We start from the raw sequence: 24,591 nt of genomic DNA on the forward strand, positions 1-24,591 counted from the left end.
CCTGGCTCACCCCGAGACTAGCCGGCGCGGGCAAATGCCACCGCCTGCTGATACTGCTCATCGGTCGGGCGAATGCCGGTGTACAGCACGAACTGCTCAAGCGCCTGGATAGCGGCCACCTCATCGCCGCTCACGAGCCGCTTGCCCAGACGACGTGCAGCCTGAATCAACGGTGTATCGGCGGGCGTGGCGACCACATCGAAAATCGTGTCAGCGGCTTCGATTGCCTGCATATCAAACGCCAGCTCATCGCCCTGCGGGCCTTGCATACCCAGCGGCGTGACATTGACCAGCAACGGTGGGCGCGCGCTTCCCAGGTCAGCCTGCCAGCGAAAACCACACGCCTCTGCCAGGCGCTGCCCGGCCTGCTGGTTACGCGCCACGATCAACCCGTCGGTGAAACCTGCATCGCGCAGGGCAAACGCCACCGCTTTGGCCATTCCGCCGCTGCCGCGCAGGGCAAATGCGCTGTGTGGCACGGCATGGCTTTCCATCAGTTGCGCCACGGCAATGTAGTCCGTGTTGAACGCCTTCAAGTGCCCGTCGGTATTGACGATGGTATTGATCGACTGGATCGCGGCCGCTGATACGTCCAGCTCGTCGACCAGCTCGATGCAGGCTTCCTTGAACGGCATCGACACCGCGCTGCCGCGTATTCCCAGTGAGCGTATACCGGCAACAGCTGCCGTCAGGTCATTGGGCGAAAATGTCTTGTAATAGAAGTTGAGGTCCAACTGCTGAAAAAGGTGATTATGAAAACGTACGCCGAAGTTTCCGGGACGTGCGGCCATCGACATACACAGCTGCGTATCCCTGTTGGCGATAACGGGCATGTAAATTCCTCCAGACGGTAATGGCTTGAATCTTCCACAGAAGCGTAAGCTACGCATTGCAAGCGCCCTGTTGAGCACCTTACATAAAATTTACTCAGCACTTTCGCAGATTCTTACAATTTCGATGTCATAGTGTTATCCCGTGGCAGTGCTTGAGAGTGATGCAGGCGCGCGACAACGGGTTGAGAGCGAGGAACAGTCATGATTCGTCAAATCCCCAAGATCGCCTTGTTTGTAGGTGCCCTGGCCCTTGCTGGCCAGGCGAATGCTGACCGTGGCTGGGGTGGCCCTGCCGTGGTAGGTGCTATCGTAGGCGCTGCCGTTGTCGGGGCGGCGGTATCTTCAGGCCGCGACAGGACGGTGTACGTCGAGCGCGAGCCGGTTTATGTACAGCAGCAGCCGGTCTACTACGCGCCGCCGCCTGTCTACTATCAGCCGGCCCCGGTTTATCAGGTGGTCGAGCGCTACCCGCCACCGCCACCGCCAGGCTACTACCATCGCTATGGCCCGCCTCCAGGCCCCGGCTATTACTACGGCCCGCCACGCGGTCGCTGGTAACGGAACAAAAAACCCGCCCCTTCAGGCGGGTTTTTTTATGGCTGTGCGCACACCATTGCCTGCGCATGCAAGGCAGGCAACCGCTGTTGTTATCAATGACGACTATTGAGAGCGTCGATTTCTGCCTGGCCTCATTGCCCCTTACAGTAGCGGCATGATTGAGGAGGCAGTTATGACCAAGGTACACATCATGTCCGTCGTCGGTAGCGCAGTTCCCGCCACGCTCAGAGCACGGGGCCTGTTGGCCTGCTGGTACCTGATTCAGGATGGCGAGCCGGTCAGCGGCCCGCTGGCATCGTTGCCGGTTGCCGAGGCGCTGTCCAGGCAGATGCAGCCGCACACCCTCAACAGCTGAATGTTCCCGAACTTCGTGCGTTGCTCCGCACATCCCCTTGCCCGCCTCTGTTGATGCGGGTTTTTTTTGCGCTGTGATTTGCTGTTCTGTGCGATATCGCGTTCAGCCACGCTCAGCCATGGCCGCATTGACCTGACACCGGTGGGTCAGTTTCTGCAAGCGCTTTTCCAGGGCCATGAACACCACGCGGTCAGTGCGGCCGCTGTCGAGTTCATCAATCAGGTCATTGGCCACCTGGCGCAGCTCGTGAGCGAGCACCACGCGGTCATCGTTCAGGTCCTGTTTATGGGACTCGAACAGACGGTGCAGATAGTCCTGCAAGGTATATTTCAGACTGTGTCGGTCACTGGCGCGCAGATGAGTCAGGTTCAGGCTGATGCGCCCTTGCAGCTCGCTCAGTTCACCACACAGGTATTGCATGCGCCGGGCGTAGCCCACTTCGCGGTCCTGCAGTTGCTTGCGCGCAACGGCGGCTTCCTGCTTGCGCTGAATGGCTGGCACGGCAACGGCGGCCATCAACCCGACGATCAGACCAATTGCCTGCATCCAGCCCGCCCAGTCAGACGGCCGGGACGTAAAGCCGACGCCCAGCAACAGCACGACAATCAGAGAAGCGACGATCACCAGTACCACGTAATCCTTGCTGACAAACCCCTTGAGCATTGCATGACTCCTTGAATCGGTGACCAGAATGGCAGGAATGCTAATCGGTGCGAGCGTCTCACACCACGACTATTCAATTTCCGGGCGGTTTTAGCCTCAGTGAAAGCAGAAAGCTACTTAACCGCAACTTAACGAAATCCATATTCCCGCACTTATTGACGAAACGCCCTACAGCGCCCATCGACACGCATCAAAGTCTGCTCATAAAATGCAGCGTTTTGACGCGATCCATTCCATTACCACACTTTATCGAGTGAGCCTTGCTCTTGAAAATTCGTCTGTCTCTTCTGGGCCTATTATGTGTACTTACCGGCCCGGCGTTTTCCACCACCGCTCTGGCAAACGAATCCGCTGTTCTGAATCGTGATCCTTCCAACCTGCACCTGGCCTCGGGCAGCGCAATGGTCGTCGACTTGCAGACCGACAAGGTCCTGTATTCCAGCAACCCTGACGTGATTGTGCCGATTGCCTCGGTCACCAAGTTAATGACCGCGATGATTGTCCTTGATGCCAAACAATCGATGGACGAAGTCATTCCCGTCAATATTTCCCAGACGCCGGAAATGAAAGGCGTCTTTTCACGCGTCAAACTCGGCAGCGAAATGAACCGCCGGGACATGCTGCTGATCACCCTGATGTCGTCGGAAAACCGCGCGGCGGCCAGCCTGGCGCACAGTTACCCCGGTGGTTATCCGGCGTTCATTCTGGCCATGAACGCCAAGGCCAAGGCATTGGGCATGAAACACACCGCTTATGTCGAACCTACCGGCCTGTCGGTCTACAACGTGTCGACCGCGCGCGACCTCACCAAGCTGGTGATGGCGGCCCGCAAATACCCGCTGCTCAGCGAACTGAGCACCACCGAACAGAAAACCGTCACGTTTCGTAAACCGACCTACATCCTGGGTTTCAGCAACACTGACCACCTGGTGCGCAAGGAAAACTGGGACATCAAACTGACCAAGACCGGCTTTACCAATCAGGCGGGTCATTGCCTGGTGTTGCTGACGAGCATGGCCAACCGTCCGGTATCTGTGGTGATTCTCGACGCCTTCGGCAAATACACCCACTTCGCCGATGCCAGCCGCATACGCAAGTGGATGGAAACCGGCCAGAGCGGCCCAGCGCCGGAAGTCGCGCTGCAGTACAAGAAAGAGAAGAATCTGGTCATGAAGCAGACCGGCATTCAGGCCAGGGACTGATCAGTCCTGACGCGGTAACGAAAAACGGTCGCGATGCTTGCACATCGCGACCGTTTTGTTTTAACCGAACCGCACTCAGCTGTATTGAGTGACCAGTTTGGTGTTCAGGTAGGCCTCGATGGCCTCGGTGCCGCCTTCGGAACCGTAGCCGGAATCCTTGATCCCGCCGAACGGCACTTCCGGCAAGCCGATGCCCTGGTGGTTGATCGACAGCATGCCCGCTTCGATGTAGGTGCTCAGCGCCTGAGCGGTCTTCATCGAGGTCGTGAAGGCGTAGGACGCCAGCCCGAACGGCACCCGGTTGGACTCGGCAATGGCTTCTTCCACGGTGTCGAACGGCACCAGTAGCGCAACCGGCCCGAACGGTTCTTCGTTCATGATGCGCATGGCTGGCGTCAGGCCACTGAGTACGGTCGGCTCGAAGAAGTAGCCCTGTCCCTCGACAGCCTTGCCACCTGCAGAAACGGTCGCGCCAGCACTGACTGCGTCTTCAATCAGATCAACCAGCGCCGGGATACGTCGATCATTGGCCACCGGGCCCATGGTCGTACCCGACTCCAGACCGTTGCCCACCTTGATTTCACGGGTCAGGCCGACGAATTTCTCGGTAAACGCCTGCAACACCTTGCGCTGCACCAGAATACGCGTCGGCGACACGCAGACCTGCCCGGCGTTGCGGAACTTGGCGGTGGCCAGCACGCGAGCCGCCAGGTCAATGTCGGCGTCGTCGAACACCAGTGCTGGCGCATGCCCGCCCAGCTCCATGGTGGCGCGCTTCATGTGCTTGCCGGCCAATGCCGCGAGTTGTTTGCCGACCGGCGTAGAACCGGTAAAAGTCACTTTGCGAATAACCGGGTGCGCAATCAGGTAGCCGGAAATTTCCGCCGGATCGCCATACACCAAACCAATGACGCCTGCCGGAACGCCCGCATCGGCAAACGCCCGAATCAGCTCGGCAGGTGACCCCGGAGTTTCTTCCGGGGCTTTGACGATGATCGAGCAACCGGCTGCCAGCGCCGAAGACAGCTTGCGCACCACCTGATTGATCGGGAAGTTCCATGGTGTGAACGCAGCAACCGGGCCGACGGGCTCCTTGATAACCTTCTGCTCGATGGACACGCCACGCGACGGCACGATACGGCCATAGCTGCGACGGCCCTCTTCAGCCAGCCAGTCGATGACGTCAGCAGCCGACAGGGTTTCCATGCGCGCCTCAGCCAGCGGCTTGCCTTGTTCCTGAGTCATGATTCTGGCGATGCTGTCCGCCCGCTCACGAACCAGATCGGCGGCTTTCTGCATCAGCTTGTAACGGTCATACGCCGAGGTCGCGCGCCAGGTGGCAAAGCCACGCTCCGCTGCTGCGAGTGCTTCATCAAGATCGGCGATACCGGCATGCGCCACGCTGCCCAGCGACTGGCCGGTAGCAGGGTCTATAACAGGAATGGAGCGACCATCGCGGCTCGCGCGCCATTGGCCATCGATATAAAGCTGTACGTCTGGATACATGAAAATCTCCATAGGTAGTGGAACGAAAACGAATTAGCCGACTGGTCAGGCCTTTTGTTCATGGCCCGACAGCGGCTCTGCGTGTTCTGGATCAAGAAAGCTATAGGGGATGTGGTGATGGTAGTCGAGGTATTGATAATGAACTGCCAGATATCGTTGCAGTGAAATCACAGGGCTGTAAATGCCCACAGACAATTCAGCACAACGGCGCAAGCAAATGTATCCGGGCTGCCTCCACTTCAAAAGTGGACGGACAAATCTTGAAAAGCTTATCAATGGGTGCCTGAACGCGGGAGTCATGAATGGACACCCGCGTGGCTTGAAATGTCCTGCTGTCCGTCACCCGTTCAGGTTATCGACAGCTTTGTCGGTCAGGTGCACCCTGCCCTGTGCAGTTAAAAACGGTCCGCGTTGCGCGGGCCGTTCGACACAGGCATCAAGCGGGTAAATTGCCCTGCCCACTCTCGATGATTTTCGCGAAGTTCAGTACGTCCGCCGGGTAGCTGCTGCCACCCACGCCTCCCGTGTCGCTGAGGTCGGCTTTATTGACCTTGTCGGGCCCGGAGTTGTATGCGCGAAGTGCTGCCCCCATGTCGCCGAACTCCTTGTTCTGGTCTCGCAGGTAGAGCGCGCCCGCCATGATGTTGGTGTGCGAATCGTTGACGTCGTTGCCCAGCAACCCCGGGTTTTGCTGCTGCAATGACTTGAACGTGTCTGCGTTGACCTGCATCAGGCCCGCATCGGCCTTGCCGTTGACGTTGGTGGTGGCCGCATTCAACTGACCGCGCGACTCAGCCCATATCTGCCCGGCGATCACGCTGGGCGGCACGCCGGTGGCTTTGGCGGCGTCCATAATGTCGCCTCGATACTGCTCAAGCTGTTGAGGCAAATGCAGCCCACCGCTACCCGTGAGTGAAGTATCCGAGGGCACACCATCGGCCGCGCTCGTTGTTGGCGTGCTGCCCGCGTCGCCTAAACCGCCGTTACCGACACCGGACGTTTCGTCGCCACCGTCACTGCCTGCGAGACTGCTTCCAGTACCGCCGCTCCCGACGCTGTTGCCACTGCCGACGCCTGGCGTTGACGAATCAGTCTGAGGGTTACTGGAAGCATTGTTGTTTTGCATCAGCATCTGCATCAATTGTTTCAGCAGGCTCATGATTTGCTCGACCAGGCCGGACGCCGTATTACCTGACGCAGCGTTCACACCGCTGGTTGAGGAGTCCGTGCTGTTGGGCGGAGCGAAATTGACCTGCGTCTGCCCTTGATTGCCGAACAACAACGTACTCGGGTCGATAGTCGAATTGTCTCCGCTGCCCAGCCCGTTATGCCCGCCACTCTTTGCGCTCAACGACGAAAAATCGATCGGTAGGGAGTTTGAGTTACGAATAGGTGAAACACCCATGGTCATAGCCAGTTACCTCACTCAAGTGATGGATCAATACCTCCTGGAATGTGCCGTGGCGCGACAGAGGCATAATCGAAATAAAGACAAACACAACTGAGTGGTTCACTGAGTGACTCGGTTCCCCGGAGAATGGACCTGCTGCTGACAGGGACAAAAAAACGATGCCTGTTCAGGCACCGTTTCAACCGCAGACGTTTTCGCTGCTACAGAATAGGCTTGCCGCCCGTCACGCCATAGCGCGAACCAGAGATGTAGCTGGCTTCGTCAGAGGCCAGCAGCACATAAATCGGCGAAACCTCGACCGGCTGGCCGGGGCGACCCAAGGGTGTCTCGCTGCCGAAGGTTTTCACGTCTTCATCGGTCATGGTCGCAGGGATCAGCGGCGTCCAGATCGGGCCGGGAGCCACGCTGTTGACGCGGATGCCCTTCTCGCCGAGCAATTGCGCCAGGCCGCCGGTGAAGTTGGCAATTGCACCTTTGGTGGCGGCATAGGCCAGCAATGTCGGCTTGGGCATGTCGGAATTGACCGAGCTGGTGTTAATGATCGAACCGCCGCGCGGCATGTGCGGGACTGCGGCCTTGCAGATGCGAAACATCGCAGTGATGTTGATATCGAACGTCTTGACCCATTCTTCGTCGGAGATGTCTTCCAACGCCTCATGGGTCATCTGGAATGCAGCGTTGTTGACCAGCACGTCAATGTGGCCGAACTCGGCGACAGTCTTGCTGACGATGTCTTCGCACTGCTGTTTGTGCGCCAGGTCACCGGGCAGCAGCAGGCATCTCATGCCCGCCTCTTCAACCCAGCGCTTGGTTTCCTGAGCGTCTTCGTGCTCGTTCAGGTACGAGATCGCAACCTGCGCGCCTTCGCGGGCAAAGGCAATCGCGACAGCGCGGCCGATGCCGCTGTCAGCGCCGGTGATCAGCGCGATCTTGCCTTGCAGACGTCCTGAGCCTTTGTAGCTTTTTTCTCCGCAATCCGGGTACGGATCCATCCGGCCTTGCTCGCCAGGTACATTCTGGGGCTGACTGGCAAACGGCGGTTTGGGATAGTCTTCATTCATGTGGGTATCTCCTCGAAAAGGGTTTTCGGTCGGTCAGCGAGCCCTGTCGGTGGCGTTACCAGCACGACAGGGCTCACCAGAGGCGCGCGGTCGATCAGCCGTTTGGCTTGAGCACGACCTTGGTCCAGCCATCGTCACGAGCATCGAAGTGCTGGTAGGCAGCCGGGCCTTCTTCTAGCTTCAGGCGATGGGAAATGATCTGCGAAGGCTTGGCGCGATCATGGTGGATCAGCTCGGCCAGGCGACGGTTGTAGGCCTTGACGTTGGCCTGACCGGTACGGATCTGCTGGCCCTTGAACCAGAACGAGCCGAAGTCGAAGGCCATCTTGCCTTCCTTCGCCAGGTCGCTGTGAGCGCCCGGATCCTGCGGTACAAAGACGCCCACGACGCCGATCCCGCCAGTGGCCTTGGTCGAGGCCACGAGGTTGTTCATGGTGACGTGGTTGGCTTCATGACCGTGCCGGTCGCAGCACTGATAACCGACGCATTCGCAGCCGCGGTCGGTACCTCGGCCGTCGGTGAGATTGAGAATCTGGTCAACCGCGCCCTGCTCCAGCGAGTTGATCGGAGTGGCGCCCATCTTCGCTGCAAGCGCGAGGCGATCCGGGTGGTTGTCCACGACAAATACCTGCGACGCGCCTTTGATCATTGCCGAGTGGGCGGCCATTAGCCCGACCGGGCCTGCGCCATAGATGGCGACGCTTTCGCCGGGCAACAGGCCCGCCAGCTCGGTGGCGTGCCAGCCGGTAGGGAAAATATCCGAGAGCATGACGTAATCGTCTTCACGCTCGGCGGCGTCTTCGGGCAACAGCAGGCAGTTGAAATCGGCGTAAGGCACGCGCAGCAGTTCGGCCTGGCCGCCTTCGTGGCTGCCCATTTCAGCGAAACCGTAGGCAGCACCTGCGCTGCCGGGGTTGGCGGTCAGGCAGTAACCGGTCAGGCCTTTTTCGCAGTTTTCGCAGAACCCGCAGCCAATATTGAATGGCAGGCAAACCCGGTCGCCAACCTTGACACGGTCCACGCCTGCGCCGACCTCGATAACTTCGCCCATGTTTTCATGACCGAAAATACGTCCGGTCTCGAATGACGTGCGACCTTCGTACATGTGCAGATCCGAGCCGCAGATATTGGTGGTCGTCACTCTGACAAGAGCATCTGTCGGCTTCTCTATCTTCGCATCCGGCACGTTTTTGACACTGACGTCGCGCGGACCGTTATAGACGATGGCTTTCATGTAGGGCTCTCCTGACGTGTAAATTTGCGAAGTGAAAAATTCAGTGAAGCTTTTTATGACTCACTGAATGTCTGTCAAAACGAGAGCAGCCCTGTTCAAAGCGATTGCCCCTAGACCTGACGAGTGGTCGTCGGCGCAGTCAGTGCAATGTCGTCATTGCCTTATGTTTTGCGACGGCGCAGCCAGGCGAAGAGGCGCGGCAAGACCTGCAAATAAAGCGCTTGCATGCCCAATCTTATGGTATACCATCATACGAAATACAACAGTGATCGATCCGGGAGTCGTCATGAGTTTTGAAATTCGCAAGATCGTCAATTACACCGAAGAAACCTTCATCGAAGGCGGCAAGGCCACCGACAAACCGGTCACCATGACTGGCCTGGCGGTGGTGATCAAGAACCCGTGGCTGGGTCGCGGGTTTGTCGAAGACCTGAAACCGGAGATCCGCGCCAACTGTTCGGACCTCGGTGAATTGATGGTCAAGCGCCTTACCGATGCCATCGGCGGCGCAGACAACATTGAGGCCTATGGCAAGGCTGCAGTGGTCGGTGCGGACGGCGAGATCGAACACGCTTCGGCGGTGATTCACACCCTGCGCTTCGGCAATCATTACCGTGAAGCGGTGAAGGCCAAGAGTTACCTGAGCTTTACCAACAAACGCGGCGGTCCGGGCACGTCCATTCAGGTGCCGATGATGCACAAGGACGATGAAGGCCTGCGCTCGCACTACATCACCCTGGAAATGCACATCGAAGATTCGCCACGCGCCGACGAAATCATCATCGTCCTGGGCGCTGCCAACGGCGGACGTCTGCACCCGCGCATCGGCAATCGCTATATCGATCTGGAAGAACTGGCCGCTGAAAAGGCTCAGTAACCCACCCCTCTCAACGTCTGCGCAGGAGCGATCCATGATTCAGCTCACCGCTGAGCGCACCCCGGCAGGTACCAGCTACCTGGCTACCGGCCAAGGCCATCCCGTGGTGTTGATTCACGGGGTGGGCCTGAACAAAGAGATGTGGGGCGGCCAGATCGTCGGGCTGGCCCCGCGTTATAGGGTTATTGCCTACGACATGCTGGGCCACGGCGCCAGCCCGCGGCCTGATCCGGACACCGGCCTGCCGGGCTACGCCGAGCAATTGCGCGAACTGCTGGCACACCTTGGCGTGCCGCAGGCATCGGTTGTCGGCTTCTCGATGGGCGGGCTTGTGGCGCGGGCGTTCGCGCTGCAATTCCCTCAGCTTTTGTCGGGGCTGGTCATCCTCAATAGCGTGTTCAATCGCAGCCCGGAACAGCGGGCGGGCGTCATTGCACGCACCAGCCAGGCAGCCGAGCATGGCCCGGACGCCAACGCAGGCGAGGCGCTGTCGCGCTGGTTCAGCCACGAATACCAGGCGGCCAACCCGGCACAGATCGCCGCCATCAGGCAGAATCTGGCGAGCAATGATCCGCAGGGCTATCTGACCACCTACAAGCTGTTTGCCACACAAGACATGTACCGTGCAGAGGATTTGGGCGATATTCGCGCGCCGACGCTGATCGCCACTGGTGAACTCGACCCTGGCTCCACGCCGGGAATGGCTCGCGAGCTGGCCATGCGTATTAGCGGTGCAGACGTCGCGATATTGCCCGATCAACGTCATATGATGCCGGTTGAGTCGCCACGTCTGGTCAACCAGGTGTTACTCGGGTTCTTTGAAAAAATCGGCCTCGCCAACCCGGCATCCGCCGACAGTTCGATAAAGGGGAGCGTTGCATGAGCCTTACCCGCTTTCAGATGTGCATCGACGGCCAGTGGGTCGATGCGCTGTCCGGCAACACCTTCGACAGCCTCAACCCGGCACTGGCCGAACCCTGGGCGCAGTTGCCCGACGCGGGTGAGGCGGATGTCGAGCGCGCCGTGCAGGCGGCGCAAAAAGCGTTTGAAAGCCAGGAGTGGCGAGGCCTGACTGCCACCGCACGCGGCAAGTTGCTGCGCAGGCTGGGTGATCTGATCGCCGAGAACAAGGAACACCTGGCGCAACTGGAAAGCCGCGACAACGGCAAACTGATTCGCGAAACCCGTGGCCAGGTCAGTTACCTGCCAGAGTTCTTTCATTACACCGCCGGGCTGGCTGACAAACTCGAAGGCGGCACCCTGCCCCTCGACAAGCCGGACCTGTTTGCCTACACGGTGCACGAGCCGATGGGCGTGGTTGCCGGGATCATCCCCTGGAACAGCCCGCTGTACCTGACCGCCATCAAGCTGGCACCCGCACTGGCTGCCGGCAATACCATCGTCCTCAAGCCTTCGGAACACGCGTCGGCCACCGTGCTGGAACTGGCGCGACTGGCGCTTGAAGCCGGCATTGCGCCCGGTGTGGTCAACGTCATCACCGGCTACGGACCGACCACCGGCGCAGCCCTGACCCGCCACCCGCTGGTGCGCAAGATTGCCTTCACCGGCGGCGCAGCCACGGCGCGTCATGTGGTGCGCAGCAGCGCCGAAAACTTCGCCAAACTGTCGCTGGAACTGGGCGGCAAATCACCCAATATCATTTTCGCCGACGCCGACCTGGACAGCGCCATCAATGGCGCGGTCGCTGGCATTTATGCGGCGTCCGGGCAAAGCTGCGTGTCCGGCTCCAGGCTGCTGGTGCAGGACGAGATCTACGATGAATTCGTCGAGCGTCTGGCTGAACGCGCCAGCCGTATCCGCATCGGTAACCCGCAGGATGAAAGCACCGAAATGGGCCCGATGGCCACTGCCCAGCAGTTGGCGGTGGTAGAAAGCCTGGTAGCCGACGCGCTGGCCGAAGGCGCACGCCTGCGGCTGGGCGGCAAACGGCCCGAGCTGGACAGCAAAGGCTGGTTTTATGAGCCGACGCTGTTCGAGTGCGACCACAACTCGATGAAGATCATGCAGGAAGAAGTGTTCGGCCCGGTCGCTTCTGTGATCCGTTTCAAGGACGAAGCCGAGGCGCTGGCGATCGCCAACGACTCGCAGTTCGGCCTGGCTGCCGGGATCTGGACCCGCGACCTGGGCCGCGCCCACCGGCTGGCACGGGATATTCGGTCCGGGATCATCTGGGTCAACACCTATCGCGCCGTATCGGCGATGGCGCCCATCGGTGGTTTCAAAAATAGCGGCTACGGCCGCGAGAGCGGGATAGACTCCGTGCTGGCCTACACCGAGCTGAAAACGGTGTGGATCAACCTTTCGCAGGCGCCCATGCCTGATCCATTTGTCATGCGTTAACGAGGCCGCTGCGATGATCGAACCCAGTATCTATAAAGAAGTCATGGCGTCATTCCCGTCGGGCGTGACGATAGTCACCACGCTGGACCCTGAAGGCAATCTGGTCGGTATCACCGCCAGTGCCTTCAGCGCGCTGTCCATTGACCCGGCGCTGGTGCTGTTCTGCCCCAATTACGCCTCCGACACCTACCCGGTGCTGCGTGACAGCAAGAAGTTTGCCATTCACCTGTTGTCTGCCGACCAGCAGGTCGAAGCCTATGCGTTCGCCAGCAAAGGCAAGGACAAGACCAAAGGCATCGAGTGGCACCTGAGCGAGCTGGGCAACCCGCTGCTGGGCAAGGCAACGGCTATCATCGAGTGCGAACTGTGGCGCGAATACGACGGCGGCGATCACGCGATCATCGTCGGCGCGGTGAAAAACCTGATTTTGCCCGCCATTCCCGTGACACCGATGATTTATCACCGGGGCAAGATGGGGGCACTGGCGCCGATCGTCTGAGGCGGCATCGGGCGCTTTTGGTGGTTGCGGGCATGAGCGTGATAAACTCGGCCGCGCTCCGGGTCTGAACTTTCGGGGCACGCAGCAGCCCGCGTACTCAGCGGACTGCCGATAGGATTCAGGCTATGCTTAAGGTCACTTCTTTACATTGCCAGCCTTCTACATTGCCAGCCTTCTACATTGACAGCCCATTTCGAGCACACCCGATGAAACGCCTGCCACTCGACGACACCTTCAAAGTCAACCGCAACCCCGTCACCCTGCGGGAGATTGTGCTGGACAAGCTGCGCAGCGCGATCATGAACTTCCAGCTGCTGCCGGGCGATCGTCTGGTCGAGCGGGACCTGTGTGACCGGCTTGGGGTCAGCCGTACATCGGTACGCGAAGCACTGCGCCATCTGGAGTCCGAAGGGCTGGTGGAGTTCGCCGACGCCAAAGGCCCACGGGTGGCCATCATTACGCTGGAAGATGCCTGCGATATCTACGAGTTGCGCTGCGTGCTGGAAGGCCTGATCGTCCAGTTGTTCACCCTGCGCGCCAGCCCCAAGGACATCCGCGCGCTGGAAAAGGCGCTGGAAGTGAATCGCCAATCGCTCAAGGAAGGCGAGTTGCAGCAGGTCATCGATTCGGTGCAGGGTTTCTACGACGTATTGCTGGAGGGCTCGGGCAACCACGTTGCCGCCACCCAGCTACGTCAGTTGCAGGCACGCATCAGCTACCTGCGCGCCACCTCGGTCTCCCAGGAAAACCGCCGCGGTGCGAGTAACAAGGAAATGGAACTGATGGTCGACGCCATCAAGAGCGGCGATCCGCTGGCCGCGCATCAGGCGTCGGTCGATCACGTCCGTAACGCCGCCAAAGTTGCGCTGGAATACCTGAAATCCAAGCAGGACGAAGGCACCAAAGTCCGCGAGATCGTCGCGCCTGTGGTCCTCAAAGAACCTCGCATAGGTCGCTGACATGGTGACACCGCGCTTCTGTCCTCAATGCGGTAGCGCTGACCTGGCTCAGCGCATCCCCGGCGGCGACACCCATGCGCGGTTGATATGCGGCAGTTGCCAGTACATTCATTACGTCAACCCGAAGATCATTGCCGGCTGCATCATCGAACAGGAAGGCAAGTACCTGCTCTGCCAGCGCGCCATCCCGCCGCGCCCCGGCACCTGGACACTGCCAGCCGGCTTTATGGAAAGTGGCGAAACCACCGAGCAGGCGGCGCTGCGTGAAGTCTGGGAAGAAAGCGGCGTGCGCGCCGAAGTCGTCTCGCCCTACTCCATCTTCAGCGTGCCGCGCATCAGCGAGGTGTACATCGTGTTCCGCGCCATCGCGCTGGAAGTCACTGGTCAGTTCGGCCCGGAAACCCTGGACTACAAATTCTTCGCCCCCGAAGACATCCCCTGGGACAGCATCTACTACCCCGCCATCCGCCAGATTCTTGAGCGCTATATTGAAGAACGCCAGGCCGGTGTCTACGGCATCTATATCGGCAACGACGACACCGGCAAGGTCCACTTTATAAGGTGAAGAGCAGTTGCAAGCGGTTAGCTGCAAGCTGCAAGTGAAGCGGTCCAAGGCGTACCTGATTTTGCTTGTAGCTTGCAGCTGACACCCTAAGGCTGCCCCTCAACTATCACGATTTCGGCCTTTGCCGCGCCCTGCCGATGGCTCATGGCATTCTGGTATTGGGGCGAGTGGTAACAGGCAACTGCCTGTTCGTAGGATTCAAATTCGATAATCACCGTGCGTTGCGGCGTTGCTCGCCCTTCAATCGCTTCCGAGCGGCCGCCCCGGGCGAGAAATTTGCCGCCAAATAGCTGGAAAGCGGCTGGCGCGCGCTGGGTGTATTCGCTGTACTGCTGAGGGTCGGTCACATCCACGTGGGCAATCCAATAAGCCTTCATCACGATCTCGCTGTTTCAATGATAGGGAATCTATGAAATATTCTGTCTTATGGTATACCACGATTCATTCATCCATAAAACCGGGATCATGAGCATGGCATTCGATCGCATCGAAGACATCATTGAAGACTATCGCCAAGGCAAGATGGTGTTGCTGGTCGATGATGAAGACCGTGAAAACGAAGGTGATCTGCTGCTTGCCGCCGATTGCTGCACAGCCCAGGCGATCAGTTTCATGGCTCGTGAAGCACGCGGGCTGATCTGCCTGACGCTGACCGACGAGCACTGTAAACGCCTCGGGCTGGAACAGATGGTGCCGAGCAACGGCAGCGTTTTCGCCACCGCGTTCACTGTGTCCATCGAAGCGACGACGGGCGTGACCACCGGCATCAGCGCAGCAGATCGCGCGCGCACCGTGCAGGCGGCGGTCAATCCGGGGGCAGTGCCTGACGACTTGGTGCAGCCGGGCCATATTTTCCCGTTACGCGCTCGCGACGGCGGCGTGCTGACCCGCGCCGGGCACACCGAAGCGGGTTGCGACCTGGCACGCATGGCAGGTTTTACCCCCGCCTCGGTGATTGTCGAAGTCATGAATGACGACGGCACAATGGCGCGTCGCCCTGACCTGGAGCTGTTCGCCGAAAAACACGGCATCCGTATCGGCACCATCGCCGACCTGATCCATTACCGGCTGAGCACCGAGCACACCATCGTCAGAATCGGCGAGCGCGAGCTGCCCACGGTGCACGGCACCTTCCGCCTGTTCAGCTACGAAGACCGCATCGAAGGCGGCGTGCACATGGCCATGGTGATGGGCGATATCCGTCGCGAAGACCCGACGCTGGTGCGCGTGCATGTGGTTGACCCGCTGCGTGATCTGGTCGGCGCCGAGTACACCGGTCCGGCCAACTGGACGCTCTGGGCCGCCTTGCAGCGCGTCGCAGAAGAAGGCTGCGGCGTGGTCGTGGTGCTGGCCAATCACGAATCGTCACAAGCGTTACTGGAGCGCATTCCGCAGTTGACCCAGCCACCGCGCCAGTACACCCGCTCGCAATCACGTATCTATTCCGAGGTCGGCACCGGCGCGCAGATTTTGCAGGACCTGGGGATCGGCAAGCTGCGCCACCTCGGCCCGCCGCTCAAATATGCCGGCCTGACCGGCTACGATCTGGAAGTGATTGAAAGTATTCCATTTCCCGGCTGAGCCAGATGATCAGGCCAGGCAAGCACGATAACCGGCCACTGGCAGCCTCTGGTATTCACCGTTGAAAACAGGCGATGAAGGCATTTTGACAGGGCAAAACGCTTGCAGAAAGCTTGGAATACCATAATATGACATTCCATCAACCGAATATTTTGTCAGGTACATCGGCAAGCAAAAACACCAATAAAAGCACCTGACAGTTTTCAGTTTCAAGGCCCATTGGACCTACTGCTCCCGACTAAGCGGGCGACAAAAGCCCGCTCAAAACACAACAAATGAGGGCGTGAACATGGTGTTGAACAAACGTGCAACGGCAGTCCTGGCAGCAGGCGTGCTGGCTTTTTCCAGCGCCGCCGCCTTGGCTGCCGACAGCGTCAACTTCGTCAGTTGGGGCGGTTCGACCCAAGACTTTCAAAAAGAGGCCTGGGCGGCACCGTTCAGCAAGGCCAGTGGTATCACGGTCGTGCAGGATGGCCCGACCGACTACGGCAAACTCAAGGCCATGGTCGAAAGCGGTAACGTGCAGTGGGACGTGGTCGATGTCGAAGCCGACTTTGCCTTGCGTGCCGCCAGTGAAGGTCTGCTGGAGCCGCTGGATTTCAACACCATCAAGCGGGACGAAATCGACAAACGTTTCGTGACCGATCACGGCGCCGGTTCGTTCTTCTTCTCCTTCGTGCTCGGCTTCAACGAGAGCAAGGTAGGCGCCAAGCCGCCTGCGGACTGGTCTGCCATGTTCGACACCAAGACCTACCCCGGCAAGCGCGCCCTGTACAAATGGCCAAGCCCCGGCGTGCTGGAACTGGCCCTGCTGGCCGATGGCGTAGCCGCCGACAAGCTTTACCCGCTGGACCTGGATCGCGCCTTCAAGAAACTCGACACCATCAAGAAAGACATCGTCTGGTGGGGCGGCGGTGCACAGTCGCAGCAACTGCTGGCTTCCGGCGAAGTGTCGATGGGCCAGATGTGGAACGGCCGAGTCTACGCCTTGCAACAGGACGGCGCACCGGTGGGCGTGAGCTGGAAGCAGAACCTGGTCATGGCTGATTTTCTGGTCGTACCCAAAGGCGCAAAAAACAAGGACGCGGCGATGAAGTTCATCGCCAACGCGACCAGCGCCAAAGGCCAGGCCGACTTCTCCAACCTGAGTGCCTACGCACCGGTCAACACGCAAAGTGTGGCGCGTCTGGACTCCACGCTGGCGCCTAACCTGCCGACCGCGCATGTCGCCGACCAGATCACCCTCGACTTCGCCTACTGGGCCAAGAACGGTTCCGACATTGCGACACGGTGGAACGAATGGCTGGTCAAGTAAAAATGACGGCTGCCGTTCCTCGTCAACCCATCCCGGCCGATGGTGCACCCAGCACCGCCGGCACGGCACACCATAAGGCGACGAGCATGCAGCCATCCCCTTCCCTTGCGCAGCGCTGGCGTGGCAGCCGCAACCTGCTGCCGGCGCTGATCTTTCTGGGCCTGTTTTTCTTCGCTCCGCTGATCGGCCTGTTGCTGCGCGGGGTACTAGAACCGGTGCCCGGCCTTGGCAACTATGAGCAACTGTTCGCCAACTCGGCCTATTCGCGGGTGCTGCTCAATACCTTTTCCGTAGCGGGCCTGGTGACGCTGTTCAGCCTGCTGCTGGGCTTCCCGCTCGCTTGGGTGATCACCCTGGTGCCACGCGGCTGGGGACGCTGGATTCTGAATATCGTGCTGTTGTCGATGTGGACCAGCCTGCTGGCGCGCACCTACTCCTGGCTGGTGCTATTGCAAGCGTCCGGGGTCATCAACAAGGCGCTGATGGGCATGGGCATCATCGATCAACCGCTGGAAATGGTCCACAACCTGACCGGTGTGGTGATCGGCATGAGCTACATCATGATTCCGTTCATCGTCCTGCCATTGCAGGCGACCATGCAGGCCATCGATCCGATGGTGCTGCAGGCGGGTTCGATCTGCGGGGCCAGCCCGTGGAGCAATTTTTTCAGAGTGTTTCTGCCACTGTGCCGTCCGGGGCTGTTTTCCGGAGGCCTGATGGTATTTGTCATGTCGCTCGGTTACTACGTCACCCCGGCGCTGCTCGGCGGCGCGCAGAACATGATGCTGCCCGAATTCATCGTCCAGCAGGTGCAGTCGTTCCTCAACTGGGGGCTGGCCAGTGCCGCCGCTGCGTTGCTGGTGCTGATCACGCTGGTGCTGTTCTACTTTTACCTGAAGCTCCAGCCGGAATCTCCGGTCGGCGCCAGCAACGCGAGGTAAACCGCCATGCTCCTGACGCCCAATGCCATGAGCCCTGGTCTGCGCACGGGTCTGTACCTGACCACCGCGCTGATCGCGCTGTTTCTGTTGCTGCCGATCCTGTTCATCATCCTGTTGTCGTTCGGTTCCTCGCAGTGGCTGGTGTTTCCGCCGCCCGGCTGGACGCTGAAGTGGTATCAGCAGTTTTTCTCAAACCCTGACTGGATGGCCGCCGCCATGTCCAGTTTCAAGGTGGCGATTCTGACCACCATCGCGTCGGTGGCGCTCGGCCTGCCGACCGCGTTCGCACTGGTGCGCGGCCGCTTTCCGGGACGCGACATCCTGTACGGCGTGTTTACGTTGCCGATGATCGTGCCGCTGGTGATCATCGCCGTGGCGGTCTACGCGCTGTTTCTCAAGCTGGGCTATACCGGGACGCTGTTTTCCTTTGTGGTCAGCCATGTGATCGTCGCCTTGCCGTTCACCATCATCTCGATTATCAATTCGCTGAAGCTGTTCGATCAGTCCATTGAAGACGCTGCGGTGATCTGCGGCGCGTCACGCTTGCAGGCGATCTACAAGGTGACCTTCCCCGGCATCCGTCCGGGCATGATGGCCGGCGCGCTGTTCGCGTTTCTCGTGTCGTGGGATGAGGTGGTGCTGAGCGTGATGATGGCCAGCCCGACCCTGCAAACCCTTCCCGTGAAAATGTGGACCACCCTGCGTCAGGACCTGACGCCGGTCATCGCCGTCGCCTCAACGCTGCTGATCGCCCTGTCGGTGCTGATCATGTTCATCGCCGCGACCCTGCGTCGCCGCAACGAAGCCAGGAGTACATCATGAGTGCCGTGATCAAAGACCCCGCCCCAGCGCATCAGAAACCGCTGGTTGCGCTGTGCAACCTGAACAAGCATTACGGTGACTTCGCCGCCGTCGATGATATTTCTCTGGAGATTCAGGACGGTGAATTCCTGACGTTTCTGGGCTCCAGTGGCTCGGGTAAAAGCACCACGTTGTCGATGCTCGCCGGTTTCGAGACGCCCAGTTCAGGTGAAATCCTGGTCAGCGGCAAATCGCTGGTCAATGTGCCGCCGCACAAGCGCGACATCGGCATGGTGTTCCAGCGCTACTCGCTGTTCCCGCACTTGACGGTTCGCGACAACATTGCCTTCCCGCTGGCGATCCGCAAGCTGCCCGCGGCCGAGCGCGAAAAGAAGGTCGATGCCATGCTCAAGCTGGTTCAACTGGAAGCCTTCGCTCATCGTCGCCCTTCGCAATTGTCCGGTGGCCAGCAGCAACGGGTCGCCATTGCCCGGGCGCTGGTGTACGAGCCACGCATCCTGCTGATGGACGAACCCCTCGGTGCGCTGGACAAGAAGCTGCGCGAAGACCTGCAGGACGAATTGCGCCAGTTGCACCGCAGGCTAGGCATCACCATTGTCTACGTGACCCACGATCAGGAAGAAGCCATGCGCCTGTCCCAGCGCATCGCGATTTTCAGCCACGGCAAGATCGTCGGTCTGGGCACCGGTTACGACCTGTATCAGAACCCGCCGAATGCCTTTGTCGCCTCGTTTCTGGGCAACTCGAACTTCCTTAAGCTCAAGGCACAGGGCAACGCCGTCGCGACGTTTGAAGGCAGTTCGCTGGCGATTCGGCTGACCTCCAACCTCAAAACCGATCAGGACGTGCTGCTGATGGTGCGCCCGGAAAAAGCCCAGGCACTGAGTGTGGCCCAGGCCGCCGCCACGCCGCTGGAAGCCGGCTGGAACGAGGTCAGCGCCACTGTCACCGAGGTGCTGTTTCTCGGCGAAAGCCAGACGTGCTCGGTGGTGACCACTGGCGGCACAGCGATGACCGTCAAAGCGCTGTCCGCCACCGGCATGCCCTTAAAAGCCGCAGATCCGGTGCGCGTGCGCTGGGCCGCCGCCGATGCGTGTATCTACACCGAATGGACCGACAGCGATCTGAACAAGGCGGCTGGCGCACACTGATTCAGAGTCATGATTCAGAGTCGTACCACACAATCACGACCCAGAATCAGACAGGCGCGTGGTGCACGGCAAAATACTCACGCAAGAACTCCACCGTGACACGGACCTTGGCCGAACTCATCAGCGGCGAGGTGTGAACTGCCCAGATATCGGCATCCTGCCGGTATTCGGGCAGCACTGGAACCAACCGGCCTTCAGCCAGATCGGTACGCACATCCCACAGCGAACGCAACAACACCCCGCGCCCGTCCAGACACCACTGCCGGGCGATTTCGCCGTGGTTGGTGGAAAGGCTGCCGGTCACCTTCACGGTTTCAGCACCTTGCGAGCCGTTGAGATGCCAGATACCGAACGGCCGGTCACGCTCCTTGATCACCAGGCAATCGTGGTTGGCCAGTTCAGCCAGACTGAGCGGAACGCCGTGCTGCTGCACATACGCGGGGCTTGCGCACAGCACGCGCCAATTACTGGCCAGATGCCTGGCGCGCAGGTGCGGGGCGATGTCGTTGCCGACGCGAATGTCCAGATCCACGCCCTCCTCGATCAGGTCCACCAACCGATCCTGAATGTCCAGGCGGATATCCAGCTTCGGGTAACGCGCCGCCAGCTCCGACAAGGCCGGTGCCACGAAGCGGCGACCCAGGCCCTGACTGCTGACCACTCGCAACAGCCCGCTGGGCTCGCCGTGCAGCGCCGCGACCTCATCGCCCATCTGCTGCACAGACTCCAGAATGCCCTTGGCCCACTCATAAACCCGCTCGCCATCTTCGGTAATCGACACTTGCCTTGTGGAACGGTGCAGCAACACCACGCCCATGTTCTGCTCCAGCAGCTTGACGCGCTTGCTGACGTACGCGGCAGACATGCCCAGTTCATTGGCAGCGCCAACAAAGCTCGAGCGTCGAGCGACGTGAATGAACACGTTCAGGTCATCGAGGTTTGGATAATTCATGAATCGTGTTTTCTCAATCCATTAATCGGCTGATTATCTTTGCATCGTGTGCTTATAGCATGGGCAGCCTGTACTACCCACCCCTACAAGCCGCCCAACGAGAGTGCCCGATATGAACAACAAGAAATTGCGCATTGCTGCCATCGCCGGAGACGGAATCGGCCTGGAGGTGCTGCCCGAAGGCGTGCGCGTGGTGCAGGCTGCCGCCGCCAGACACGGGCTGGAGCTGCAGTTCGAATATTTTGAATGGGCCAGCTGCGATTACTACCAGGAACACGGCAAGATGATGCCGGACGACTGGTTTGATCAGTTGAAAAGCTTTGATGCGATTTTCTTCGGTGCTGTGGGCTGGCCCGACAAAGTGCCCGATCACATTTCCCTGTGGGGCTCGCTGCTCAAGTTCCGCCGCGAATTCGACCAGTACGCGAATATCCGTCCGGTGCGGCTGTTTCCCGGCGTGCCCTGCCCGCTAGCCAATCGTAAACCGGGCGACATCGATTTTGTCGTGGTCCGGGAAAACACCGAAGGTGAATACTCGTCGCTGGGCGGGATCATGTTCGAGAACACCGACAACGAATTCGTGCTGCAGGAATCGGTGTTCACCCGTCGCGGTGTCGACCGAATTCTCAAGTTCGCTTTCGAGATGGCCAGAAAGCGCGAACGCAAGCACGTCACCTCCGCGACCAAATCCAACGGCATGGCCATCAGCATGCCCTACTGGGACAAACGCACCGAGGCGATGGCCAGCCACTACCCGGAGATCAGTTGGGACAAGCAACACATCGACATCCTGTGCGCGCGTTTCGTGCTGCAACCGGAGCGCTTCGACGTGGTGGTGGCCTCCAACCTGTTCGGCGACATCCTCAGCGACCTCGGCCCGGCCTGCGCAGGCACCATCGGCATTGCGCCGTCGGCCAACCTCAACCCGGAGCGCCGCTTCCCGTCGCTGTTCGAACCGGTTCACGGCTCGGCGCCCGACATCTTCGGCAAGAATATCGCCAACCCGATCGCCATGATCTGGTCCGGCGCCCTGATGCTGGAATTCCTCGGCCAAGGCGACAAGCGCTTCACGGCGGCGCATGACGAAATCATCATGGCCATTGAACAGGCCATCGCCAGCGGCGAGGTAACCCCTGACCTGGGCGGCCAGCGCTCGACGCAGGAAGTGGGTGCGGCGATTGCAGGGCGGGTTGGCGCGGCGCGTTAACAGCGTTACTCGAGGCTTGCTGGCGTTGCCCGCTCTTCCAGCAACGCCACAAAGCGGGTCAGGCTGCGTGAAACCGTGCCGCGCCGCCAGATCAGCCAGGTGTGCAGGTAGCGAAACTTCTCGGACAACGGCCAGATGCTGACCGTGGCGCAACCGGGCATGCTTTCCAGCATGCTGCGCGGCATCAGCGCCAGGCCGGCACCGGCGCTGACGCAGGCGAGCATGCCGTGGTAGGACTCCATTTCGTGGATCTTGCCCGGCACGGCGGCGTCGTCGGTGAACCAGCGCTCGAAGTGGTGGCGGTACGAGCAATTGGCGCGAAACGCATAGATGCTCTCACCGTTGACATCACGCCCGCGTTTGACCGGCGCATGATTGAACGGCGCAATGATGACCATTTCCTCCTCGAACACCGGCACGCCCTCAAGGGCCGGGTGCAGCACCGGCCCATCGACAAACGCGGCGACCAGTCGCCCGGCAAGAACGCCGTCGATCATGGTTCCGGACGGTCCGGTGGAGAGGTCCAGTTCGACTTTTGCATTTTGCTGGTTGTAGGCCGCCAGCAGCGCGGGGATCCGTACAGCCGCAGTGCTTTCCAGCGAGCCCAATGAAAAAGGCCCTTGCGGCTCTTCTCCCGACACCGCCAGCCGCGCCTCCTGCACCAGGTCCAGAATACGCCGCGTGTAATCGAGGAAATTCCAGCCGGCGGGCGACAGGCGCAAGCGGTGCTTTTCGCGGATGAACAGATCCACGCCCAGGTCCTGTTCCAACTGCTTGATGCGCGTGGTCAGGTTCGACGGCACTCGATGAATCTGCTGCGCGGCTGCGCTGATGCTGCCGTGTTCAGCGACAGCCTTGAATATTTCGAGCTGAACCAGATCCACAGTACTCTCCAAACGTGAACGATTCGATCATTATTATTCAGTTTTAGAAAACATTGCACGCCTATATTCTGGCTTCACTCCCCACCTCAACAGGATGGCGCAATGATCACTGTTTCCAGCACCACCCACGCGATCTCGATCAACCCGGTTTCGGGCGAACAGATCGGTAGCTATGCCTTTGAATCCGATGCTGTACTGAACCGCACACTTTCCCGCGCGGCGGCAGGCTTTGCAGGCTGGAAGCGTACACCTGTCCAGCAACGCGCGCAGTTGATCATCGCCATGGGCCAGGTGTTGCGCGACGACGCTGAAAACATCGCCCGGATGATCAGCCGGGAAATGGGCAAGCCCGTGGCGCAGGCCAGAGGCGAAGTCGAGAAATGCGCGCAGTTGTGCGACTGGTATGCGGCGCACGGGCCGGCGATGCTGATTGCCGAACCCACCCAGGTCGAGCATGACAAGGCACGCATTGAATACCGCCCGCTGGGGCCGATTCTGGCGGTGATGCCGTGGAATTTCCCGATCTGGCAGGTGCTGCGCGGTGCGATCCCGACGCTGCTGGCGGGTAATACCTACGTGCTCAAGCATGCGCCCAACGTGATGGGCTGTGCCTACTTGATGCTGGGTGCGTTCAAGCGTGCAGGTTTTCCAGAAGGTGTGTTTGAAGTCATCAACGTGACCCCGGAAGGTGTTTCAAAAGCTATTGCCGACCCACGCATTGCCGCTGTCACGCTGACCGGCAGCGTGCGTGCCGGGCAGGCGATTGGTGCACAGGCCGGTGCTGCGCTGAAGAAGTGTGTGCTGGAGCTGGGCGGTTCCGACCCGTTTATAGTGCTCAATGATGCGGATCTGGATCAAGCCGTGAAAGCAGCGGTGATCGGTCGCTTCCAGAACACCGGGCAGGTCTGTGCGGCGGCCAAGCGTTTGATCATCGAGCAAGGCGTGGTCGAGGAATTTACCCGCAGGTTCGTTGAGCAGACTCGCCAGTTGGTGATCGGCGATCCGCTGTGCGGCGAGACGTATATCGGCCCGATGGCACGCGTTGATCTGCGTGACGAACTGGATGCCCAGGTTCAGGACACCCTGGCCGAAGGCGCGACGCTGTTGCTGGGCGGCAGGAAGGCGGATGGCCAGGGCAATTACTACGAGCCGACGGTGCTGGGCGATGTTACCGACCAGATGACCTCGTTCAGGCAGGAACTGTTCGGCCCGGTGGCTTCGATCATCACCGCACGCGACGCGCAGCACGCCCTGGAACTGGCCAACGACAGCGAATTCGGCCTGACCGCGACGGTGTACACCCGTGATCTGGAGCTTGCGCAACGCATGACCGAAGAACTGGAAACCGGTGGTGTGTTTATCAACGGCTACAGCGCCTCAGATCCACGGGTGACCTTTGGCGGTGTGAAAAAAAGCGGCTTTGGTCGCGAGCTCTCGCACTTTGGTGTACGCGAGTTCTGTAATGCACAAACCGTATGGCGCGATCGTCATTGAGGGTCGGGAGAACATCTCATGCCCATGCGGCTCGGCGCATATCTTGACGAGTGCAGAGAATGGGCTTCTGCCCGGAGGGCGTAGGAGTGGACTTGTCCACGAAGGGTTGCGAAGCGGCCCTGAAACCGGTCACATTGGCTGTGTCTGGCACACCGAGGCG

Annotated in this window: 26 protein-coding genes; 16 read left to right on the plus strand and 10 right to left on the minus strand. The window is 59.9% G+C overall.

Annotation, left to right across the window (positions count from 1 at the left end; translation table 11 throughout):
• Nucleotides 1-17 precede the first annotated feature (17 nt).
• On the minus strand, nucleotides 18-833 hold the full coding sequence (locus tag QRN38_RS12870) for a shikimate 5-dehydrogenase (protein ID WP_005762648.1): 816 nt from the start codon (nucleotides 831-833) through the stop codon (nucleotides 18-20).
• 201 nt (nucleotides 834-1,034) lie between these two features.
• Between QRN38_RS12870 and QRN38_RS12875 the strand changes: the two genes are divergently transcribed.
• Nucleotides 1,035-1,391 (plus strand): hypothetical protein, encoded by a 357-nt coding sequence (locus tag QRN38_RS12875; protein ID WP_003410180.1) that lies wholly within the window; start codon nucleotides 1,035-1,037, stop codon nucleotides 1,389-1,391.
• A 172-nt stretch (nucleotides 1,392-1,563) separates the two neighbouring features.
• The gene (locus QRN38_RS12880; protein ID WP_005737770.1) at nucleotides 1,564-1,746 is read left to right on the plus strand and encodes a hypothetical protein; all 183 of its coding nucleotides are present in this window, start codon (nucleotides 1,564-1,566) and stop codon (nucleotides 1,744-1,746) included.
• A 102-nt stretch (nucleotides 1,747-1,848) separates the two neighbouring features.
• Here QRN38_RS12880 and QRN38_RS12885 read toward each other — a convergent pair whose 3' ends face one another.
• Nucleotides 1,849-2,409: a hypothetical protein gene (locus tag QRN38_RS12885; RefSeq protein ID WP_054091089.1), complete on the minus strand. Its 561-nt coding sequence runs from the start codon at nucleotides 2,407-2,409 to the stop codon at nucleotides 1,849-1,851.
• A 260-nt stretch (nucleotides 2,410-2,669) separates the two neighbouring features.
• Between QRN38_RS12885 and pbpG the strand changes: the two genes are divergently transcribed.
• Nucleotides 2,670-3,611: a D-alanyl-D-alanine endopeptidase gene (gene pbpG, locus QRN38_RS12890; protein WP_010213291.1), complete on the plus strand. Its 942-nt coding sequence runs from the start codon at nucleotides 2,670-2,672 to the stop codon at nucleotides 3,609-3,611.
• Between the two features lie 75 nt (nucleotides 3,612-3,686).
• Here the strand turns inward: pbpG and QRN38_RS12895 are convergent, their stop codons facing one another.
• From QRN38_RS12895 to QRN38_RS12910, 5 genes are all read right to left on the minus strand, one after another.
• A complete protein-coding gene (locus QRN38_RS12895) occupies nucleotides 3,687-5,117 on the minus strand; it encodes an NAD-dependent succinate-semialdehyde dehydrogenase (protein ID WP_057418139.1) in 1,431 nt (476 codons plus the stop codon).
• Nucleotides 5,042-5,269, minus strand: a complete 228-nt coding sequence (locus tag QRN38_RS28025) for a low affinity iron permease family protein (RefSeq protein ID WP_225982993.1) — start codon at nucleotides 5,267-5,269, stop codon at nucleotides 5,042-5,044. The genes QRN38_RS12895 and QRN38_RS28025 overlap by 76 nt, the downstream gene beginning before the upstream one ends.
• Before the next feature lie 284 nt (nucleotides 5,270-5,553).
• Nucleotides 5,554-6,528, minus strand: coding sequence for a lytic transglycosylase domain-containing protein (locus QRN38_RS12900; protein WP_080269950.1), 975 nt, complete (start codon nucleotides 6,526-6,528; stop codon nucleotides 5,554-5,556).
• A 200-nt stretch (nucleotides 6,529-6,728) separates the two neighbouring features.
• Nucleotides 6,729-7,589 (minus strand): glucose 1-dehydrogenase, encoded by an 861-nt coding sequence (locus QRN38_RS12905; protein WP_007246009.1) that lies wholly within the window; start codon nucleotides 7,587-7,589, stop codon nucleotides 6,729-6,731.
• Nucleotides 7,590-7,683: 94 nt separating this feature from the next.
• Nucleotides 7,684-8,823 carry a glutathione-independent formaldehyde dehydrogenase gene (locus tag QRN38_RS12910; protein WP_003382771.1) on the minus strand — a complete coding sequence of 380 codons (1,140 nt, stop codon included), beginning with the start codon at nucleotides 8,821-8,823 and terminating at the stop codon, nucleotides 7,684-7,686.
• 286 nt (nucleotides 8,824-9,109) lie between these two features.
• On the opposite strand from QRN38_RS12910, the gene QRN38_RS12915 reads away from it, so the two are divergent.
• The 6 genes from QRN38_RS12915 (at nucleotide 9,110) to QRN38_RS12940 (ending at nucleotide 14,084) form a co-directional block, all read left to right on the plus strand.
• Nucleotides 9,110-9,700, plus strand: coding sequence for an amino acid synthesis family protein (locus tag QRN38_RS12915; protein ID WP_005762667.1), 591 nt, complete (start codon nucleotides 9,110-9,112; stop codon nucleotides 9,698-9,700).
• A 34-nt stretch (nucleotides 9,701-9,734) separates the two neighbouring features.
• Complete coding sequence (locus tag QRN38_RS12920; protein WP_007246008.1) at nucleotides 9,735-10,583, plus strand: alpha/beta fold hydrolase; 849 nt, start codon at nucleotides 9,735-9,737, stop codon at nucleotides 10,581-10,583.
• Nucleotides 10,580-12,061, plus strand: a complete 1,482-nt coding sequence (locus tag QRN38_RS12925; RefSeq protein ID WP_057418138.1) for an aldehyde dehydrogenase — start codon at nucleotides 10,580-10,582, stop codon at nucleotides 12,059-12,061. Before QRN38_RS12920 ends, QRN38_RS12925 begins: the two co-directional genes overlap by 4 nt.
• Before the next feature lie 13 nt (nucleotides 12,062-12,074).
• Nucleotides 12,075-12,560 carry a flavin reductase family protein gene (locus QRN38_RS12930; RefSeq protein ID WP_003382778.1) on the plus strand — a complete coding sequence of 162 codons (486 nt, stop codon included), beginning with the start codon at nucleotides 12,075-12,077 and terminating at the stop codon, nucleotides 12,558-12,560.
• A gap of 206 nt (nucleotides 12,561-12,766) precedes the next feature.
• Nucleotides 12,767-13,519 carry a GntR family transcriptional regulator gene (locus QRN38_RS12935; RefSeq protein ID WP_057418137.1) on the plus strand — a complete coding sequence of 251 codons (753 nt, stop codon included), beginning with the start codon at nucleotides 12,767-12,769 and terminating at the stop codon, nucleotides 13,517-13,519.
• Between the two features lies 1 nt (nucleotide 13,520).
• On the plus strand, nucleotides 13,521-14,084 hold the full coding sequence (locus tag QRN38_RS12940) for an NUDIX hydrolase (RefSeq protein WP_057418136.1): 564 nt from the start codon (nucleotides 13,521-13,523) through the stop codon (nucleotides 14,082-14,084).
• Nucleotides 14,085-14,170: 86 nt separating this feature from the next.
• Here the strand turns inward: QRN38_RS12940 and QRN38_RS12945 are convergent, their stop codons facing one another.
• The gene (locus QRN38_RS12945) at nucleotides 14,171-14,461 is read right to left on the minus strand and encodes a DUF1330 domain-containing protein (protein ID WP_005762682.1); all 291 of its coding nucleotides are present in this window, start codon (nucleotides 14,459-14,461) and stop codon (nucleotides 14,171-14,173) included.
• Nucleotides 14,462-14,555: 94 nt separating this feature from the next.
• Here QRN38_RS12945 and ribBA point away from each other — a divergent pair, with 94 nt between their 5' ends.
• The 5 genes from ribBA to QRN38_RS12970 all read left to right on the plus strand — a co-directional run bounded on the left by ribBA (nucleotide 14,556) and on the right by QRN38_RS12970 (nucleotide 19,894).
• Nucleotides 14,556-15,665, plus strand: coding sequence for a bifunctional 3,4-dihydroxy-2-butanone-4-phosphate synthase/GTP cyclohydrolase II (ribBA, locus tag QRN38_RS12950; protein WP_057415295.1), 1,110 nt, complete (start codon nucleotides 14,556-14,558; stop codon nucleotides 15,663-15,665).
• Between the two features lie 289 nt (nucleotides 15,666-15,954).
• Nucleotides 15,955-16,980: an ABC transporter substrate-binding protein gene (locus tag QRN38_RS12955; RefSeq protein ID WP_005762684.1), complete on the plus strand. Its 1,026-nt coding sequence runs from the start codon at nucleotides 15,955-15,957 to the stop codon at nucleotides 16,978-16,980.
• Complete coding sequence (locus QRN38_RS12960; protein ID WP_080395365.1) at nucleotides 16,965-17,921, plus strand: ABC transporter permease; 957 nt, start codon at nucleotides 16,965-16,967, stop codon at nucleotides 17,919-17,921. Before QRN38_RS12955 ends, QRN38_RS12960 begins: the two co-directional genes overlap by 16 nt.
• A 6-nt stretch (nucleotides 17,922-17,927) precedes the next feature.
• On the plus strand, nucleotides 17,928-18,743 hold the full coding sequence (locus QRN38_RS12965; RefSeq protein ID WP_057418134.1) for an ABC transporter permease: 816 nt from the start codon (nucleotides 17,928-17,930) through the stop codon (nucleotides 18,741-18,743).
• Complete coding sequence (locus tag QRN38_RS12970) at nucleotides 18,740-19,894, plus strand: ABC transporter ATP-binding protein (RefSeq protein ID WP_057418133.1); 1,155 nt, start codon at nucleotides 18,740-18,742, stop codon at nucleotides 19,892-19,894. The genes QRN38_RS12965 and QRN38_RS12970 overlap by 4 nt, the downstream gene beginning before the upstream one ends.
• A 46-nt stretch (nucleotides 19,895-19,940) precedes the next feature.
• On the opposite strand, the gene QRN38_RS12975 is transcribed toward QRN38_RS12970, so the two are convergent.
• Complete coding sequence (locus QRN38_RS12975) at nucleotides 19,941-20,846, minus strand: LysR substrate-binding domain-containing protein (RefSeq protein ID WP_007246000.1); 906 nt, start codon at nucleotides 20,844-20,846, stop codon at nucleotides 19,941-19,943.
• Between the two features lie 112 nt (nucleotides 20,847-20,958).
• Here QRN38_RS12975 and QRN38_RS12980 point away from each other — a divergent pair, with 112 nt between their 5' ends.
• The gene (locus tag QRN38_RS12980; RefSeq protein ID WP_057418132.1) at nucleotides 20,959-22,053 is read left to right on the plus strand and encodes a tartrate dehydrogenase; all 1,095 of its coding nucleotides are present in this window, start codon (nucleotides 20,959-20,961) and stop codon (nucleotides 22,051-22,053) included.
• A gap of 5 nt (nucleotides 22,054-22,058) precedes the next feature.
• On the opposite strand, the gene ptrR is transcribed toward QRN38_RS12980, so the two are convergent.
• Entirely contained in the window at nucleotides 22,059-22,937 is an 879-nt protein-coding gene (ptrR, locus tag QRN38_RS12985) for a putrescine utilization regulator PtrR (protein WP_057418131.1), read from the minus strand.
• Between the two features lie 102 nt (nucleotides 22,938-23,039).
• On the opposite strand from ptrR, the gene QRN38_RS12990 reads away from it, so the two are divergent.
• Nucleotides 23,040-24,431, plus strand: a complete 1,392-nt coding sequence (locus QRN38_RS12990) for an aldehyde dehydrogenase family protein (RefSeq protein WP_057418130.1) — start codon at nucleotides 23,040-23,042, stop codon at nucleotides 24,429-24,431.
• The last annotated feature ends 160 nt before the right edge of the window (nucleotides 24,432-24,591 follow it).

Source organism: Pseudomonas sp. CFBP2511 (genome assembly GCF_030209255.1).
Taxonomy (GTDB): domain Bacteria; phylum Pseudomonadota; class Gammaproteobacteria; order Pseudomonadales; family Pseudomonadaceae; genus Aquipseudomonas; species Aquipseudomonas avellanae.

What these genes read in the sequence shown, in the direction of transcription:
- QRN38_RS12870 (WP_005762648.1), bottom strand. Translation starts at nt 833, where the DNA reads ATGCCCGTTATCGCCAACAGGGATACGCAGCTGTGTATGTCGATGGCC.
- QRN38_RS12970 (WP_057418133.1), top strand. Translation starts at nt 18,740, where the DNA reads ATGAGTGCCGTGATCAAAGACCCCGCCCCAGCGCATCAGAAACCGCTG.
- QRN38_RS12910 (WP_003382771.1), bottom strand. Translation starts at nt 8,823, where the DNA reads ATGAAAGCCATCGTCTATAACGGTCCGCGCGACGTCAGTGTCAAAAAC.
- QRN38_RS12960 (WP_080395365.1), top strand. Translation starts at nt 16,965, where the DNA reads ATGGCTGGTCAAGTAAAAATGACGGCTGCCGTTCCTCGTCAACCCATC.
- QRN38_RS12920 (WP_007246008.1), top strand. Translation starts at nt 9,735, where the DNA reads ATGATTCAGCTCACCGCTGAGCGCACCCCGGCAGGTACCAGCTACCTG.
- QRN38_RS12885 (WP_054091089.1), bottom strand. Translation starts at nt 2,409, where the DNA reads ATGCTCAAGGGGTTTGTCAGCAAGGATTACGTGGTACTGGTGATCGTC.
- QRN38_RS12940 (WP_057418136.1), top strand. Translation starts at nt 13,521, where the DNA reads ATGGTGACACCGCGCTTCTGTCCTCAATGCGGTAGCGCTGACCTGGCT.
- QRN38_RS12915 (WP_005762667.1), top strand. Translation starts at nt 9,110, where the DNA reads ATGAGTTTTGAAATTCGCAAGATCGTCAATTACACCGAAGAAACCTTC.
- QRN38_RS12895 (WP_057418139.1), bottom strand. Translation starts at nt 5,117, where the DNA reads ATGTATCCAGACGTACAGCTTTATATCGATGGCCAATGGCGCGCGAGC.
- QRN38_RS12925 (WP_057418138.1), top strand. Translation starts at nt 10,580, where the DNA reads ATGAGCCTTACCCGCTTTCAGATGTGCATCGACGGCCAGTGGGTCGAT.
- QRN38_RS12980 (WP_057418132.1), top strand. Translation starts at nt 20,959, where the DNA reads ATGAACAACAAGAAATTGCGCATTGCTGCCATCGCCGGAGACGGAATC.
- QRN38_RS12900 (WP_080269950.1), bottom strand. Translation starts at nt 6,528, where the DNA reads ATGACCATGGGTGTTTCACCTATTCGTAACTCAAACTCCCTACCGATC.
- QRN38_RS12875 (WP_003410180.1), top strand. Translation starts at nt 1,035, where the DNA reads ATGATTCGTCAAATCCCCAAGATCGCCTTGTTTGTAGGTGCCCTGGCC.
- QRN38_RS12905 (WP_007246009.1), bottom strand. Translation starts at nt 7,589, where the DNA reads ATGAATGAAGACTATCCCAAACCGCCGTTTGCCAGTCAGCCCCAGAAT.
- QRN38_RS12955 (WP_005762684.1), top strand. Translation starts at nt 15,955, where the DNA reads ATGGTGTTGAACAAACGTGCAACGGCAGTCCTGGCAGCAGGCGTGCTG.
- QRN38_RS12975 (WP_007246000.1), bottom strand. Translation starts at nt 20,846, where the DNA reads ATGAATTATCCAAACCTCGATGACCTGAACGTGTTCATTCACGTCGCT.
- QRN38_RS12965 (WP_057418134.1), top strand. Translation starts at nt 17,928, where the DNA reads ATGCTCCTGACGCCCAATGCCATGAGCCCTGGTCTGCGCACGGGTCTG.
- QRN38_RS12930 (WP_003382778.1), top strand. Translation starts at nt 12,075, where the DNA reads ATGATCGAACCCAGTATCTATAAAGAAGTCATGGCGTCATTCCCGTCG.
- QRN38_RS12880 (WP_005737770.1), top strand. Translation starts at nt 1,564, where the DNA reads ATGACCAAGGTACACATCATGTCCGTCGTCGGTAGCGCAGTTCCCGCC.
- QRN38_RS12990 (WP_057418130.1), top strand. Translation starts at nt 23,040, where the DNA reads ATGATCACTGTTTCCAGCACCACCCACGCGATCTCGATCAACCCGGTT.
- ribBA (WP_057415295.1), top strand. Translation starts at nt 14,556, where the DNA reads ATGGCATTCGATCGCATCGAAGACATCATTGAAGACTATCGCCAAGGC.
- QRN38_RS12945 (WP_005762682.1), bottom strand. Translation starts at nt 14,461, where the DNA reads ATGAAGGCTTATTGGATTGCCCACGTGGATGTGACCGACCCTCAGCAG.
- QRN38_RS12935 (WP_057418137.1), top strand. Translation starts at nt 12,767, where the DNA reads ATGAAACGCCTGCCACTCGACGACACCTTCAAAGTCAACCGCAACCCC.